Below are 14055 nucleotides of genomic sequence, written 5' to 3'. Positions count from 1 at the left end.
TTATTTGTTAGCCAGGAATTGATCGAATTGCGCTTGCTTCTCTGCAACAATCTTCTCGATGCCGGCCGCTCGAAGCCTCTCTGTGTACTCCGGCAACACTTTATCGATATCGACAGATCCGGTTTCCAGAGCGGTTTGATATTGCCTGTTTACATTGACGACAGCAGCCACCTCAGCTCTAACCGCATCACCGTCAAATACGAAGCCAAGACCAGGAGAGAGCTTTGCGTTTTGATTGAATTCTTTGAAATGATTCCATTTGTCAGGATCTTCAGAGTCCCATACATAGTTCAGAAACTGATTGCCGAACATCCAATTGGACCCTGGATTATAAAGCTGTGTATGCTCGGTCGGCATGATCATATTTTCGTTAACCTTCGTATAATGCTTGCCTTCTATGCCGTAATTCAGCAGATTGTTCAAGTATGAGTCCGTATGGAGCAAATTGATAAACATCATGGCGCGCGCAGGGTCCTGTGAGGTAGAGGAGATCGCCAGCATAGAGCCTGCCGTCTCAGACGTTGCAATCGTCTTTTCATTTAATGGCAGCTGGGCCAGCTTGCCGATAAGGCCAGTCTGAATAGCCAGCTCCTCATCCTTTCCGGGCTTCAATGCGGAAGTAATGGAGAAGACGTCTCCAGATTTTAAAGCGTCGTTGTTCATCGTCTGATTTGTTGCCGCATCTTTATTAATGTATCCCTTTTGAAAAAACTGCCGCGTAATGCGCAGCGTATCCACATAGCGGTCAACCTCGTAGGCCGGCACGACCTTTGTGCTTTCCCCATCCTTAAGGATAATGCCGGGAATCGAAGTATCGCCAAGCGCATCAAAATTACCGACGTAGTGCGAGTTAAATGTCTCGCCCATCTTCATATAGAGAGGCGTCATACCCGGCTTTTTATCAAGAATAATTTGATACACCGCGTCCAAATCCTCCATTTTTTTCATCTTGGACATGTCAATGCCTAGCTCCTCGGCAATATCCGAGCGGTAGACGATCCCGCCTTGCGCAGCTAACTCCTTGTTCGTCGGAACCGCATAGTTTTTCCCATCGATTTTGGCACCGGCTAGAAATATCGGGTCTAGCGATTGCAAAATGCCTTGTCCATACTGCTCCAGCAGCTCATCGATTTCTAAAAATGCCCCTTTAGACACATTTACCGCATGCTTGTTCCACTGAGCTGTAAATAATAGATCAATCTTCTCGCGCGATGCGACCATCAGGTTGATTTTGTCGTCCCAAGGCCCCCAATCAATCGGCATGAGATCAATTTTTGCGTTGATTTTATCTATTAAATACGTATTCATCGCCGCCTCGACTTCTTCCTCATCCTTCTGCGGCGATCCAATATATACAAATTTTAATGTGTATGGCTCCAATGTTCGGTTCTGCTGTGATCCGCTGCTTTTCATTACTTCGGATGAAGCGCTTTCATTGTCGCTGCTGAGCGGGCTATTCTCGCCAATCTGATTAGAGCAGGCGCTTATTAGAAATAAGCTAGCCCATAGGAGCATCCTTGCACGAATCAAAAGGCTCGTCGTTCGGGTCATTGTCGAATTGCCCCCTAATGGGATGATTAAATTACGTTCAATAGTTTAATTGTAAATATTAGTCCCAAAAATGCAAGCAAGAAAAACCCGCGCCTTTGCTGGACGCGGGTTTTCATTATTTGCCACTATGCTTCGCTAAACGCTTATTTGCTTGCCAGAAATTCGTCGAATTGCTTTTGCTTTTCGGCTACGACCTTGTCAACGCCAGCATCCTTCAGCTTTGCCTCATACTCGGCTAAAATTTTATCAACGTCGACGGAGCCGGTTTCAAGCGCTCTTTGATACTGACGAATAACGTTTGCGAGCGCTCCTACTTCAGCCTTCACTGGCTCGCTGTTAAATACGAAGCCAAGCGCAGGAGAAACTTTTGCGTTTTGGTTGAATTCTTTGAATTTGGCCCACTTATCTGGGTCCTCCGTATCCCAAACATAGTTAAGGAATTGGCTGCCGAACATCCAAGCGGAGCCAGGGTTATAGTTCGCTGTGTTACCTGTTGCGGTAATGATTTCACCGCTGCGTGTGTAGTGGTCGCCTTCGATGCCGAAGTTCAGCAAATTGTTGATTTCTTTATCTGTATGCAGCAGATTGATCAGCATCATAGCGCGGGCAGGGTCCTTTGAGGTAGAAGAGATGCCGAGCATTGAACCAGCCGTTTCAGACGTCGCGACCGTTTTTTCCGTCATTATTATTTGGGCAAGCTTGCCTGTCAGCCCTGCAGCGCTTGCAATTTCTGCGTCCTTGCCCGGCTTCATCGGCTCGACTGTGGAGAATACGGTGCCTGCCTTCCAAGCATCTGCGGAAGCGACCTGCGTTGTCGCGGCATCTGCGTTGATGTAGCCTTTTTTGAAATAATCGCGAGTGAGGTTCAAATATTCCTTGTAGCGGTCGATTTTCTCCATTGGCGTCACGGTCGTGCCGTCCTGATCTTTCAGGATAGCTCCCGGAATCGTCGAATCGCCGAGAAAGTCATAATTGGCGAAGAAATGTGAGTTAAAGGCTCCTGCCGTTGTGTAAAGCGGTGTCAAATCCGGTCTTTTTGCTTTTACGGCGGCGTAGACCGCATCTAGATCCTGAGGTGTTTTCACATTGCTCATATCGATGCCAAGCTCGTCGGTAACGTCTTTGCGATATACGATGCCTCCTGCGGCTGCAAGCTCCTTATTCGTTGGAACGCCGTAGTTTTTGCCATTGATCTTAGCGCCTTCGAGGAAAGCAGGGTCAAGGGATTCGACGATGCCCTTGCCATATTGGTCGATCAAGTCGCCAAGCTCGAGGAATGCGCCCTTGGAAACGTTGTTGGCATGGCCGTTCCACTGTGCGGTAAATATAATGTCAACTTCTTCGCGGGAAGCAATCATGAGATTGATTTTATCATCCCATGCGCCCCAGTCTATTGGCATTAGATCGATTGTTGCGTTAATTTTTTCGGTCAGCAGCTTATTAAGCGCCTCTTCCACCTTTTTCTCATCCGTCTGAGGGGTGCCTGGATAGACGAGCGATATTTTGTAAGGCTTCAGTTCGGATGCAGGCGGCTCCTCTTCTGTACTCGCTGGTTTGTCCGTCTCGGCAGCGGTATCCTTCGTAGGCTCTGCGTTGTTATTGGTTTTACTGTTGTTTCCTGAGCATGCCGACACGACGAGTACGATGGTCAGCATCATCAGGAGAAGCATCGATGTTTTTTGTTTAACTTGCTTCATAGCGGGTGGACCTCCCTTAAGAATTAAGTTGTATGCTAAACCGGCAATGCCGGCTACAGCCATTTTGGCAACGGACAATCATCCCTTCACAGCGCCTACGGTTAGACCTTTGACAAAATACTTTTGAAAGAACGGGTAAGCGAAAATAATAGGGCCGATGCCGACGACAACCATCGCCATACGGACCGTCTCGCTCGGAAATTTGAACGTTCCGCCCGCTGCCGTAATAGCCGCTGCCGCCGTGCTGTTATTCGCAAGAAATTGAATGTTCAGCATCGTCTTATACATCAAATATTGCACAGTAATATTCCCATCCTTCGTAATGAACACCAAGCTGAGAAACCAGTCATTCCAATAGGTGAGCGTCTGGAAGAGTGCGACCGTCGCCAGCACCGGAAGCGATAAGGGAAGGACGATTTTGGCGAAAATAGTGAGCTCTCCCGCACCGTCAATCTTAGCGGACTCCAGCACAGCTGCCGGAATCGTCGTCTGAAAGAACGTCCGAATGATGAGCACGAAGAAGGCTGCGACGAGAAGCGGCATAATGAGGGCAAGCAGCGTATCCTTTAAATCAAGAACGCGTACATACACCAAGTACCATGGCACGAGTCCGCCTGAGAACAGCATCGTAAAGAAAACGAAGAAGGTAAAAAACTTGGCATGCGGGAAGTCCCCTCTTGAGATCGGATACGCATACAGCGCCATAATAATTAAACTGAGCGTTGTGCCAACGATGGTGACGAGGATCGAGATGCTGTAGGACCGAATAATTTGGGTCGCATCCTTGAACAAAAACTGATAGGCCGCAAGATCAAGCTTAGAAGGGATGAATTGATAGCCCTCCCGAACGACCGTCGCCTCATCCGAAATCGAGACCATCACGATCAGCACGAGCGGTATGATGCAGAGCAGCGAATAAACAATGAAGAAAACATTGATGCCTAGAGAAGCCGGAATCGACAATTGGTTTTTTGGATTGGACCCGGACGACATTTTCTCGACTGCTTCCATAGGTTCACCTCCATAATATTTTCATAGAAAAAAGCTTAATGAAACATCTGCTAAAACAGTGCGTTATCCTTGTTGATGCGGCGCACAACCCAGTTCGACAGAAAAACCAGCGTAAAGCCGACAACTGACTGAAGCAGACCCGCTGCGGATGATAAGCCAATGTCGCCTACAGTCAGAAACGTTCGATAGACGTAAGTATCGATTACGTTCGTAACGGGGAACAGCACGCCCGATTCTCTCGGCACTTGGAAGAACAGGCCAAAATCCGCATTAAATATTTTGCCGATCTGAAGCAGCGTCATAATCGTAATGACCGGCATAATGAGCGGGATCGTAATGCGGGTCATTTGCTTCCACTTGCTCGCCCCGTCGATCGTTGCAGCCTCGTAATACTCATCGTCAATGCCGATGATGGCAGCCATATAAATGACGGTAAAGTAACCCATGCTCTTCCACGTATTCACGATCGGCAGGACGTAAGGCCATACCTCCTGGGTAAAATACCAGCTCACCTTCTCAAGCCCTAGTGCCGGTAGCAGCGAGCTGTTCAAGTAGCCGTGCTCATCGCTCATGAAGCCGAAGACGAGATAGCTGATTACGACCATGGATAGAAAATAAGGAAGAAACATAACCGTTTGATGGAGCTTGGCGACGAAGCGATTGCGAATCTCATTAAGCATTAGCGCAAACGCCAGCGGAATGATCAGATTGAGTATAATGAAACCGGAGTTGTACAGCAGTGTGTTTCGCGTAATAATCCACGCATCGGAGGTCTTGAACAAATACTCGAAGTTCGTTAACCCGCTCCAGGCGCTTCCGAGTATGCCATCCGCGTAGTTAATGCTTTTAAACGCGATAATGATGCCGAACATCGGAATATAGTTGTTGAATACAAGCAGAACGATGGCCGGGAGCATCATCACATAAAACATCCAGTATTTGCGGAATATGAGTAAATGCGATGTCTTCCTAGCTTTGATTTGTGGAATATAGGCCGTTGCCGCAGCTTTCGACGTCTGATCCGCCATCGTCTTCCTCCTCCTCTTTCTAAGGCTTTGAGTCATTTCTCTTGATTAAATTGTATAAAAAAAAGACGCCGACATCTGTCGGCGCCGTGACCATATTAACGGTGCAGTGACTTCTTACTCATACATCCTGGTACTTTTTGCGATACTCCTGCGGCGTCATGCCGGTCATCTTCTTAAATAGCTTGGAGAAATGCGAGAAATTAGCATAGCCTACATGAAGTGCGACGTCGCTGACCCGGTTATTCGTCTGCTCCAGCAAGCTGCGCGCCTTCGCTATTCTTAATCTTACCAAGTAATCCGTTAACGAACTGCCGGTTTCCCTGCGGAACAGTCGAGATAGATAAGCAGGATTCAAATAAACCGACTCAGCAGCCTGCTCGCGGCTGAATTCTTCGCCAAGATGCTCCTCCATATAGCGCTGAACCTTATCTACAACCTGCGATACGTCCTTTCCGTTCTGATTGGCGTATTCCGTTACCTGAGCGCATAATTGCTGTGCCCAAATCCGCATTCGGGCTAACGATTTCAGGACATTCTCGCCAACCTCCCATTCCCTATTCGAGAAAACATCGGTCAATTGCACTGATTTTTTATTTAACCATTGGATCAGCATATTCATAAAGCCGTAATAAAACGAAGCCATATGCGTGTAATCAACACTGCTTTGCTGCATCTGGTCGAAGCACTCATCGATCCGCAGCGCTAATTCCGTCCGCTTGCCTGATTCGAGCAGCAGCGCCCAATCGGAGAAGGGAGCTTGCTGCGGGATGCTGTGTGCTTGCTTCTGCTTAATGTCTCGCTCCATAATGATGGCGCATGTACTGCTAACGTTGCTGCGCTCCAGGGATAGCAGCGTCTGCACGGAGGCGCGGAGCTGCTTTACCTCGACGTTCTCTCCGATATAGCAGGAAAGATGGCAATGAAGCATGCTTTTGCACTGATTAATAAACGTTTTGCAGCGCTCGTTAAGTACGGCAATGGATGGCTCATCTCCATCAGGCGAGTTATACAATAGCGCATATAATATACCGCTTCCATCCTGAACAATAAGCCCCGGATCGCTCTGAAGCACAAGCTCCTCGGCCGCGTTTTTAACGCCATAGGTCATAATCTCTTCGTCGCGGGCCGACCATTCCTCTCGCCACTGCTCGATGCTTATGAGGACGACGCGAATTATGCTGCCCGCTTGAAGCGGCAAAGCATAGTTTTGCAGCGCGGAATCAAGCTGCTGCGGCGCAGCAGAAAGCCTATAATGGATGATATCCTGCCAGAAGCGCTCGATTAGAATCGGACGCTGCTTACTCCACTGCTCATAAAACAAGCTGTAAGTCCCGCGAATATTTGCAAGCTGCTCCAGATCGCGAGCCTTGTCCAGCGCCTCCTTCACGCATGCTTTCAATGCGTTGTGGTCGATAGGCTTAAGCAAATAATCGAAGCAATCAAGCTGTACCGCCTGCTGCGCATACTTAAAATCAGCATGCCCGGTAAGGAAGATTGTCACAGTGGAAGGCGAATGCTCATTCGTCCACTCCAGCAGGTCAATGCCGCTTTGATTCGGCATATCGATGTCTGACAGCATAATATGGATCGTATGTGCAGTCAGCAAGGACTGCGCTTCCTCTGCATCAATGGCTGTATAGATGTTGGCAATAGGCAGGGTCGACCAATCAATTCCTTCTACGATGCCGCGAATCGCAATTTCTTCATCATCAACGACTAATAAATTATACAACCGCCTTTACCCCTTCCACTCGCTTAGGAAATACGATAACAACTATCGCGCCTGAGCCCTCCGCTTGATTGCAAAATGTAATCGACGTCCGCTCACCATAAAGCAGCTGCAGACGATGAATAACGTTCATAATGCCTAGGCTGCTCGTTTCTTCCTGCTGCAGCGGCTCCTTATTATGCAGCTTCTCCAGCACCTCAGAGCTAAAGCCGACGCCATTGTCACTGATCGTAAGCGTGAATCCATTGTCATCTTCTATTTCCGCCGCAATTTTAATTTGGAACTGCTGTCTCCTGTTTTTGAATCCATGAATGATCGAATTTTCGACAAACGGCTGTACAGTCAATGCTGCTATCGGATAATTCATGATGTCATCCATCCCCTCGAACGTACATTGCAACTTGTCGGGGAAACGGATTTTTTGAATCGTCATGTAGTTCTCGATATGCATCAGCTCTTCTTTGAGCGTAATGGTATCCCGATTAGCTTTCATAATAAAGCGGAAGTAATCCGCAAGATGCAGCGACATCTTTTTGACCGATTCCGTATCGTTCAGGGCAGCCAAGTTATAAATGATATTCAAGCTATTCATATAAAAATGCGGGTTGATTTGCGCTTGAAGCTGCTTCAGCTCCCCCTGCTTCACCCGAAGCTGCTCCTCGTACACATCGATTTTCAGCGTCTTAATTTGCTCTGCCATGACGTTGAATGTGTTGCCGAGAAATTCAAATTCTAGCGTCTTGTTTTTTCGCAGCCTTACGTCCAGCATGCCTAGCGATATTTTCTTCATCGCCAAAATGAGCTCATGCAGCGGTTTAAACAGCATGTTGCGCATAAAAAATAAGTAAATAAGCAGGATGGCCAAAAATCCGATCGGGGCAAACAGCGTTGCATTTCTGAAAAACAACAGGTTGCGAAGCAGTGTTTCCTCTGGAATAACGACCCGGTAAGCAATATTGACCATATCGCTCATCCGATTCATCACGAGGTAGGCTGCGCCTGTTCCCCGATCCGTCAGCGACTCGTAAGGCTTGTTCGATATTTTAGAGCTCAGCTCAAAGGGCGCGGTGTTCTCCGTTAACGATTGTACAAGGCGATCCCCATTCCGCAAGTAAATGCCGTTATGTCCGATATCCCCGTCGCTCCATTGTATGGACAGCATTTTGTTAATGTCCTGTACTTTGATCATGGCGCCGACATACAGCCCCTCTGATACTTTAATGAAGTTAATTAGAAAAAATTTGCCCGGCATCCGCTCGTCGGCTCTAACCTCCCACGTTTGCTGATCATTTTGAAGCAAATTTTCTTCCGTTGTCATCGTATCCATGTGTGATTTGATTATTTTTTTCGTGTCGTTATATACGCTGTCGGTTCCAAAAATGATATCGTTTTTGTGATATAGAAACACGGCATCGATCAGATTATAGACGCCGACGTCACGGTTCAGCTTGGAATCGATCCGTATTTTCGTTAAGGTGTAGCCGTCGCTGTCCATCGGGAAGGACATGAGCAGTCCAACATCCGAATCAAGCACGGACATTTTATAAAGATAGTCGTTGATTTGCTCGAGGTTATGATCCGTCTGACCGACATAAATATCAAGCGTGTTTCGATAGGTTTCCGATACCTTCTCTCGAACGATATCGCGCGAATAGCTGTTGTTGATTAGCATGTAAATGACAACCGGCAGCATCACTGCCATAAATCCGATAATAAGACGAGTTCTTATCGATTTACCGAACCTCACGCTCCGCTTTCCCCCTATCATAAAATGTATCCTCTCTAATACTATCATTTAAAGCGCTTTCTTAAAATCATATAAATCGAGCTATTCATCTGTGCAGAAGCGTTGAGGGCCATCCTTAAATTGCGCGGCAAACCCTAACACGGCAAAAAAGACGCTTGAGGGTAATATGTACCCTCACGCGCCTTTTCTGTTTGCAGCATTAAATCTCAACTTTTTTGTTTAATAAATATAACATCAAATATAAGAAACCAGCCGTAAATACCAGCTCTAACAGAAACGGTCCTGTAAATGTGTTTAGATTAAATGAGGATTGGAAGGACATCGCATTCCCCGTTTGCGTACTATTAATTTCGACAAAGCCCAAGGAATCCTGGCCATAATTAAATATTACATCTGAAATCCAAGCGATAATGCTTTGCGCCCCGAAGAAAAACAGAATTCCAATCCAAGCAGATCGCTTGAACCTAAAGCTGCGTGCAACCGTAATGGAAGCAAGAATAGAAATAAGCAAAGATGTAAACGTCCATGCGGAGCCTAAAATAATCCAAAGTATCGATCCTTTTTCAAATTGAACATTCTCTTTTATAAAGCTGGTATCTATATCCGAAAAAGCGAAATAAATCGGAATATGAATAGCAGCAATTACAGCGATCAAAATCACGCAAATCCAGCTTAGCAAAATGGTTGAGCCTACCCCGTTAATCGGATGAATAGGCAGGAGCCTGCGGCTGTATGACTTTAAATTTTGATCAAACGTTCGGCAGCAGTGAATGAACAACAGCGACAGGGCAAGCACGTAGCCGAATATGCTGAACGGTATAACCACCGATTCATTCCAATTTTGCGTTAATCCAGTAATCGTTAGCGCAGCTTCAAGGACAGCCAATATGGCAAGCGTACTGAGAATTCCATCGCTGTTCCGCTTCCAATCATATTTCAACAGCTTGATCATTCTCCGAACACCTCCTTGAACATCTCATCCACACTTTTCCCGTGCGCGAGCCGAATATTTTCCACTTCGTCCTGCAGCACTATCTTCCCCTCGCGTATAAAAATAACTTCATCGAAAATCCGTTCAATATCGCGAACTAGATGGGTCGATACGAGCAGACTGCTCTCCTCGTTATAGTAGTTAACGATTGCATCCAAAATCTTAGCTCTTGCAACAGGATCTACCCCGCCAATAGGCTCATCAAGCAAATATAGCTTCGCTTTTCGGGATAACGTAAGGGTCAGCTGCAGCCGTTCATTCATTCCCTTGGATAGGGCGCTGACGCGATCCTTTTTGTTTAGCTTCATAAAAGCTAGCATTTCATTTGCTTTCGCCAGATCAAAGTCGGCATAAAAATCTTTATAAAAGTCGATCGCATGCTCCACACGCATCCAACTTTCCGTAAGCGGCTGATCCGGCATAAAAGAGGTATACGCCCTTGTCTCCTTGCCGACTAGCTGCCCGCCCACATGTACAGTTCCTGAAGCAGGATGAACAAGACCAGCCGCAATTTTCATCAGTGTGCTCTTACCGCTGCCGTTGCTGCCTAGCAAACCAATGATTTTGCCGGGTGCAACTGTAAGCGAAACATGATTTAAAGCATTTTTTCCAGCATAAGATTTCGACACATCCGTTAATTGCAATACGCTTTCCACAGTTTCTTCACTCCTATTCAGTTTCCTTTTCTTCTACTGCTTGTGCAACGATCGTCACAATATCATTGCTTGCAAAACCAAGCTCCTGCATCCCCTGTATGAAACGACCGAGCAAATCGCCAGCCATCTCTTTTTTGATCTCCATAATCTTCGTCTCCTCGCTCGTCACATATCGCCCAAGCCCGCGCTTCGTTTCTACGATTTGTTCGCGTTCAAGCTCCTGAAAGGTTCGTTGAATCGTATTCGGATTAATTTGCAGCTCTAACGCTAGCTCCCGTACAGCCGGTATTTTATCCCCTGCCTTAAGCTTCCCGATGACAATTTCTTTTTTGATGTAATTCATGATTTGCAAGTAGATCGGCAAATTATTGTCGAATTCAATGCTCACAATTTGTCCTTCTCCCTTCTGCTGCACTTAACAAAAAAATCGATTGTTAGGCAATATCCCGTTTTTTGAAAGTTATAAAGCTTACCGCTAGAAACAAAGCTACATACGCAGCACAAACGATACTAGGAAACGCTATTCCTCCCGAAGATTCACTTCCTTTAAAGAGTGACAAATCCGCGTTCATAAACAGGAGATACTTAGAGAAGTCATAGCTTGATAACAGCATTCTGAGCAAGCCCTCCAGTAAAACAGCTGTCATCCCGATTCCAATAGTTGCACCTGAGGAACGCGTTAAGATGCCGAACATAAATGTTAAAGTAACATAAATCACCGTATAAATAGTTTGGAAGAGCATCGACTTAGCAACGTCCAGCCATGTCACTTCACCTGCTGCTGCATCAAAGCCAAACGCTATTCCGCTTGCTGCAAGAGCTGCTGCTATTGTAAAAATAATGAGAGAGAAAACGAACAGGATGGCAGCCACATATTTTGAGGCTAAAATGGTGCTTCTCCTATGCGCTCTGATTAGCAGAAATTTGACCGTTCCTAATTGATGCTCCTTCGCAACGATTCCAGCTGTAAATATGATCGCTACAAACGTTACGATCTGTCCGACTCCATTCGTTGACATAATCGATGCTGCAAATTCAAGCATTGAAGGCAATTGCTCATTGGATAATTCCTTGATTAAATACGTGAAGCCGGCAATTGTAATCAGCATAACCGCGTAGGCGATAAAGAAGCTGCGCTTCTTTGACATTTTCAACCACTCGTTCAGTACTAGTTTGTTGAATTTAAGCAATGCGACTACCTCCCGTCCATTTCAAAAACTCATCCTCTAGCGAGAGCTTCGTTTCGGTAATTCTATAAATCTTTATTTGCTCACTTCCTAGTTTGGCTACTACATCGGGAATAAGCTCGTTATCTAAAACGAGCAGAAGCTCATTCCCATCTGGCGAATGTGGCGCGACCTCGACCCCTTTAACCGCCGCTGCAAGCTTTCGAGCGCGTTCCAGATCATCCACTCGGATAGCAACCGTGACTTGCTGCGCTGCCTCAGCTGTATCGTTTAAGGAACGATGAGTCACATACTTCCCTTCCTGGATAACGACCACACGGCTGCAAGTCAGCTCCATCTCCGATAGCAGATGGCTGGAAACAAGAATGGATATCCCTTCTTTGTCAGCAATTTGCTTCAAATACTGTCTCATCTCTCGAATACCGGCTGGATCAAGACCGTTCGTCGGTTCATCCAGAATGAGTAGTGAAGGACGATCAAGAAGCGCTTGCGCAATACCCAGTCGTTGTCTCATGCCAAGAGAATATGCCTTCACCTTCTTATTCATGGCAGCCTCCAAACCAACAAGCTCGACGACATCCTTTATCCGCTCATCTGTAATACCGTCTGACATCCGCTGATACTGCTTGAGATTATCGTAGCCGGTCATATACGGATAGAACTCCGGATTTTCAATAATTGCACCGATATGGCGGATTGCTTTTGTGAAGTCGTTGCGGACACTATGTCCCTGGATGATCACATCCCCCTCCGACATTTGAATAAGACCAACAATCATTCGGATCGTCGTTGTTTTCCCTGCTCCATTCGGGCCAAGCAAACCAACAATCTCGCCTTTATGAATATCAAATGACATCCGGTCTACGATTGTTTTGCCTGCGATTCGCTTAGTTACATTCTTTAACGAGAGAACGGCCGATGCTTCATTTAACTTATTAGATGCTTTCATCGTTTGCCTCCAGTGTCCTTGTGTATTAGTTAAATAGTACACTAGGAAAAAGCGATTGTAAAGAGGCGTTTGAAAATAAATTAAAAGAGGAAAATACAAAAAAAACTCTTAAGATCCATTGGATCTCAAGAGTTTATGTAAGTAATTATGGTGCCGATGAGAGGACTCGAACCTCCACGGTTTCCCTCACGATTTTGAGTCGCGCGCGTCTGCCATTCCGCCACATCGGCATTTAGGTAAATATGGCGTGCCCTAAGAGATTCGAACTCCTGACCTTTTGATTCGTAGTCAAACGCTCTATCCAGCTGAGCTAAGGGCACATATTTTGTTTCTTTCTTTGAAAAATCTGTGGAGGCGCCACCCAGACTCGAACTGGGGGTAGAGCTTTTGCAGAGCTCTGCCTTACCACTTGGCTATGGCGCCAAATAATTGGAGCGGAAGACGGGAATCGAACCCGCGACCCTCGCCTTGGCAAGGCGATGCTCTACCGCTGAGCCACTTCCGCATATAAATGGCTGGGGATTCAGGGATCGAACCTGAGAATGACGGAGTCAAAGTCCGTTGCCTTACCGCTTGGCTAATCCCCAACAAAATATGCATTACTTATTTTTGAATTAATGGGGCGATCGAGGGGAATTGAACCCCCGAATGTCGGATCCACAAACCGATGCGTTAACCACTTCGCCACGACCGCCACGTTCAAAAATATTCAATTGGCAGGGGCAGCAGGAATTGAACCCACACCAAAGGTTTTGGAGACCTTTGTTCTACCTTTAAACTATGCCCCTAAGGTAAACTGGTGGAGGATGATGGATTCGAACCACCGAACTCAGAGAGAGCAGATTTACAGTCTGCCGTGTTTAGCCACTTCACTAATCCTCCATGTGGTGCCGTCGAGAGGACTTGAACCCCCAACCTACTGATTACAAGTCAGTTGCTCTACCAGTTGAGCTACAACGGCATATTCACTTGTCAAGCATGTACATCTAATGGTGGCTCGGGACGGAATCGAACCGCCGACACGAGGATTTTCAGTCCTCTGCTCTACCGACTGAGCTACCGAGCCTGATGTTGTTTAAGTGGCGGAGCTGACGGGATTCGAACCCGCGGTCTCCTGCGTGACAGGCAGGCATGTTGGGCCACTACACCACAGCTCCATATGTAAGCTCGGATAAATCCGAAGGTGAAACCTTGGTTTGGTTGCGGGGGCAGGATTTGAACCTGCGGCCTTCGGGTTATGAGCCCGACGAGCTACCGGGCTGCTCCACCCCGCGTCGTTATTAATTATATGGTGGAGGCTGACGGGATCGAACCGCCGACCCTCTGCTTGTAAGGCAGATGCTCTCCCAGCTGAGCTAAGCCTCCATGTTGAGCGACCTTTATATCTTATCATAGGCCATTATTCTGTGTCAATCTTTTTTTGAAGATTTGTTGGTGACCCGTAGGGGACTCGAACCCCTGTTACCTCCGTGAAAGGGAGGTGTCTTAACCACTTGACCAACGGGCCTT

11 protein-coding genes and 14 tRNA genes are annotated in these 14055 nt (G+C 46.7%); all 25 read right to left on the bottom strand.

Features of this window, described 5'->3' with window-relative positions:
* Nucleotides 1–1551 carry an ABC transporter substrate-binding protein gene (locus HI950_RS33390; RefSeq protein WP_169091209.1) on the bottom strand — a complete coding sequence of 517 codons (1551 nt, stop codon included), beginning with the start codon at nucleotides 1549–1551 and terminating at the stop codon, nucleotides 1–3.
* 143 nt (nucleotides 1552–1694) lie between these two features.
* Entirely contained in the window at nucleotides 1695–3248 is a 1554-nt protein-coding gene (locus HI950_RS33385; RefSeq protein ID WP_169091211.1) for an ABC transporter substrate-binding protein, read from the bottom strand.
* 78 nt (nucleotides 3249–3326) lie between these two features.
* Entirely contained in the window at nucleotides 3327–4259 is a 933-nt protein-coding gene (locus tag HI950_RS33380) for a carbohydrate ABC transporter permease (RefSeq protein WP_169091213.1), read from the bottom strand.
* 50 nt (nucleotides 4260–4309) lie between these two features.
* Nucleotides 4310–5287 carry an ABC transporter permease gene (locus tag HI950_RS33375; RefSeq protein ID WP_169091215.1) on the bottom strand — a complete coding sequence of 326 codons (978 nt, stop codon included), beginning with the start codon at nucleotides 5285–5287 and terminating at the stop codon, nucleotides 4310–4312.
* Nucleotides 5288–5405: 118 nt separating this feature from the next.
* A complete protein-coding gene (locus HI950_RS33370; protein WP_169091216.1) occupies nucleotides 5406–7019 on the bottom strand; it encodes a helix-turn-helix domain-containing protein in 1614 nt (537 codons plus the stop codon).
* Nucleotides 7012–8763 carry a sensor histidine kinase gene (locus HI950_RS33365; protein WP_169091218.1) on the bottom strand — a complete coding sequence of 584 codons (1752 nt, stop codon included), beginning with the start codon at nucleotides 8761–8763 and terminating at the stop codon, nucleotides 7012–7014. The genes HI950_RS33370 and HI950_RS33365 overlap by 8 nt, the downstream gene beginning before the upstream one ends.
* A gap of 199 nt (nucleotides 8764–8962) precedes the next feature.
* Entirely contained in the window at nucleotides 8963–9715 is a 753-nt protein-coding gene (locus tag HI950_RS33360) for a hypothetical protein (RefSeq protein ID WP_169091220.1), read from the bottom strand.
* Nucleotides 9712–10410, bottom strand: coding sequence for an ABC transporter ATP-binding protein (locus tag HI950_RS33355; RefSeq protein ID WP_169091222.1), 699 nt, complete (start codon nucleotides 10408–10410; stop codon nucleotides 9712–9714). Before HI950_RS33355 ends, HI950_RS33360 begins: the two co-directional genes overlap by 4 nt.
* Before the next feature lie 13 nt (nucleotides 10411–10423).
* On the bottom strand, nucleotides 10424–10798 hold the full coding sequence (locus tag HI950_RS33350; RefSeq protein WP_169091224.1) for a GntR family transcriptional regulator: 375 nt from the start codon (nucleotides 10796–10798) through the stop codon (nucleotides 10424–10426).
* 46 nt (nucleotides 10799–10844) lie between these two features.
* Nucleotides 10845–11600, bottom strand: a complete 756-nt coding sequence (locus HI950_RS33345) for an ABC transporter permease (protein WP_169091226.1) — start codon at nucleotides 11598–11600, stop codon at nucleotides 10845–10847.
* Complete coding sequence (locus HI950_RS33340) at nucleotides 11593–12546, bottom strand: ABC transporter ATP-binding protein (protein ID WP_169091228.1); 954 nt, start codon at nucleotides 12544–12546, stop codon at nucleotides 11593–11595. The genes HI950_RS33345 and HI950_RS33340 overlap by 8 nt, the downstream gene beginning before the upstream one ends.
* Nucleotides 12547–12694: 148 nt before the next feature.
* A tRNA-Leu gene (locus HI950_RS33335) sits at nucleotides 12695–12776 on the bottom strand.
* Nucleotides 12777–12789: 13 nt separating this feature from the next.
* Nucleotides 12790–12866: transfer RNA gene (locus HI950_RS33330), tRNA-Arg, on the bottom strand.
* 29 nt (nucleotides 12867–12895) lie between these two features.
* Nucleotides 12896–12969, bottom strand: a tRNA-Cys gene (locus tag HI950_RS33325).
* A gap of 7 nt (nucleotides 12970–12976) precedes the next feature.
* Nucleotides 12977–13051: transfer RNA gene (locus HI950_RS33320), tRNA-Gly, on the bottom strand.
* Nucleotides 13052–13058: 7 nt separating this feature from the next.
* Nucleotides 13059–13133, bottom strand: a tRNA-Gln gene (locus HI950_RS33315).
* A 31-nt stretch (nucleotides 13134–13164) separates the two neighbouring features.
* Nucleotides 13165–13240: transfer RNA gene (locus HI950_RS33310), tRNA-His, on the bottom strand.
* Nucleotides 13241–13260: 20 nt separating this feature from the next.
* A tRNA-Trp gene (locus HI950_RS33305) sits at nucleotides 13261–13334 on the bottom strand.
* A 9-nt stretch (nucleotides 13335–13343) separates the two neighbouring features.
* Nucleotides 13344–13428 (bottom strand) — tRNA-Tyr (locus HI950_RS33300).
* Nucleotides 13429–13431: 3 nt separating this feature from the next.
* Nucleotides 13432–13507 (bottom strand) — tRNA-Thr (locus HI950_RS33295).
* Nucleotides 13508–13536: 29 nt separating this feature from the next.
* A tRNA-Phe gene (locus tag HI950_RS33290) sits at nucleotides 13537–13612 on the bottom strand.
* A 14-nt stretch (nucleotides 13613–13626) separates the two neighbouring features.
* Nucleotides 13627–13703, bottom strand: a tRNA-Asp gene (locus HI950_RS33285).
* A 40-nt stretch (nucleotides 13704–13743) separates the two neighbouring features.
* Nucleotides 13744–13820 (bottom strand) — tRNA-Met (locus tag HI950_RS33280).
* A gap of 15 nt (nucleotides 13821–13835) precedes the next feature.
* Nucleotides 13836–13911, bottom strand: a tRNA-Val gene (locus HI950_RS33275).
* Between the two features lie 67 nt (nucleotides 13912–13978).
* Nucleotides 13979–14053, bottom strand: a tRNA-Glu gene (locus HI950_RS33270).
* Nucleotides 14054–14055: the final 2 nt, after the last annotated feature.

This window comes from Paenibacillus sp. PL91 (assembly GCF_012935325.2).
In the GTDB taxonomy this organism is placed as follows: domain Bacteria; phylum Bacillota; class Bacilli; order Paenibacillales; family Paenibacillaceae; genus Pristimantibacillus.
Note: the sequence above shows the minus strand (reverse complement) of the source record. Positions and strands in the feature narration are given on the sequence as shown.

Excerpts from the sequence above, each read along its gene's own strand:
- HI950_RS33375 (WP_169091215.1), bottom strand. The coding sequence starts at position 5,287 with ATGGCGGATCAGACGTCGAAAGCTGCGGCAACGGCCTATATTCCACAA.
- HI950_RS33385 (WP_169091211.1), bottom strand. The coding sequence starts at position 3,248 with ATGAAGCAAGTTAAACAAAAAACATCGATGCTTCTCCTGATGATGCTG.
- HI950_RS33380 (WP_169091213.1), bottom strand. The coding sequence starts at position 4,259 with ATGGAAGCAGTCGAGAAAATGTCGTCCGGGTCCAATCCAAAAAACCAA.
- HI950_RS33360 (WP_169091220.1), bottom strand. The coding sequence starts at position 9,715 with ATGATCAAGCTGTTGAAATATGATTGGAAGCGGAACAGCGATGGAATT.
- HI950_RS33390 (WP_169091209.1), bottom strand. The coding sequence starts at position 1,551 with ATGACCCGAACGACGAGCCTTTTGATTCGTGCAAGGATGCTCCTATGG.
- HI950_RS33340 (WP_169091228.1), bottom strand. The coding sequence starts at position 12,546 with ATGAAAGCATCTAATAAGTTAAATGAAGCATCGGCCGTTCTCTCGTTA.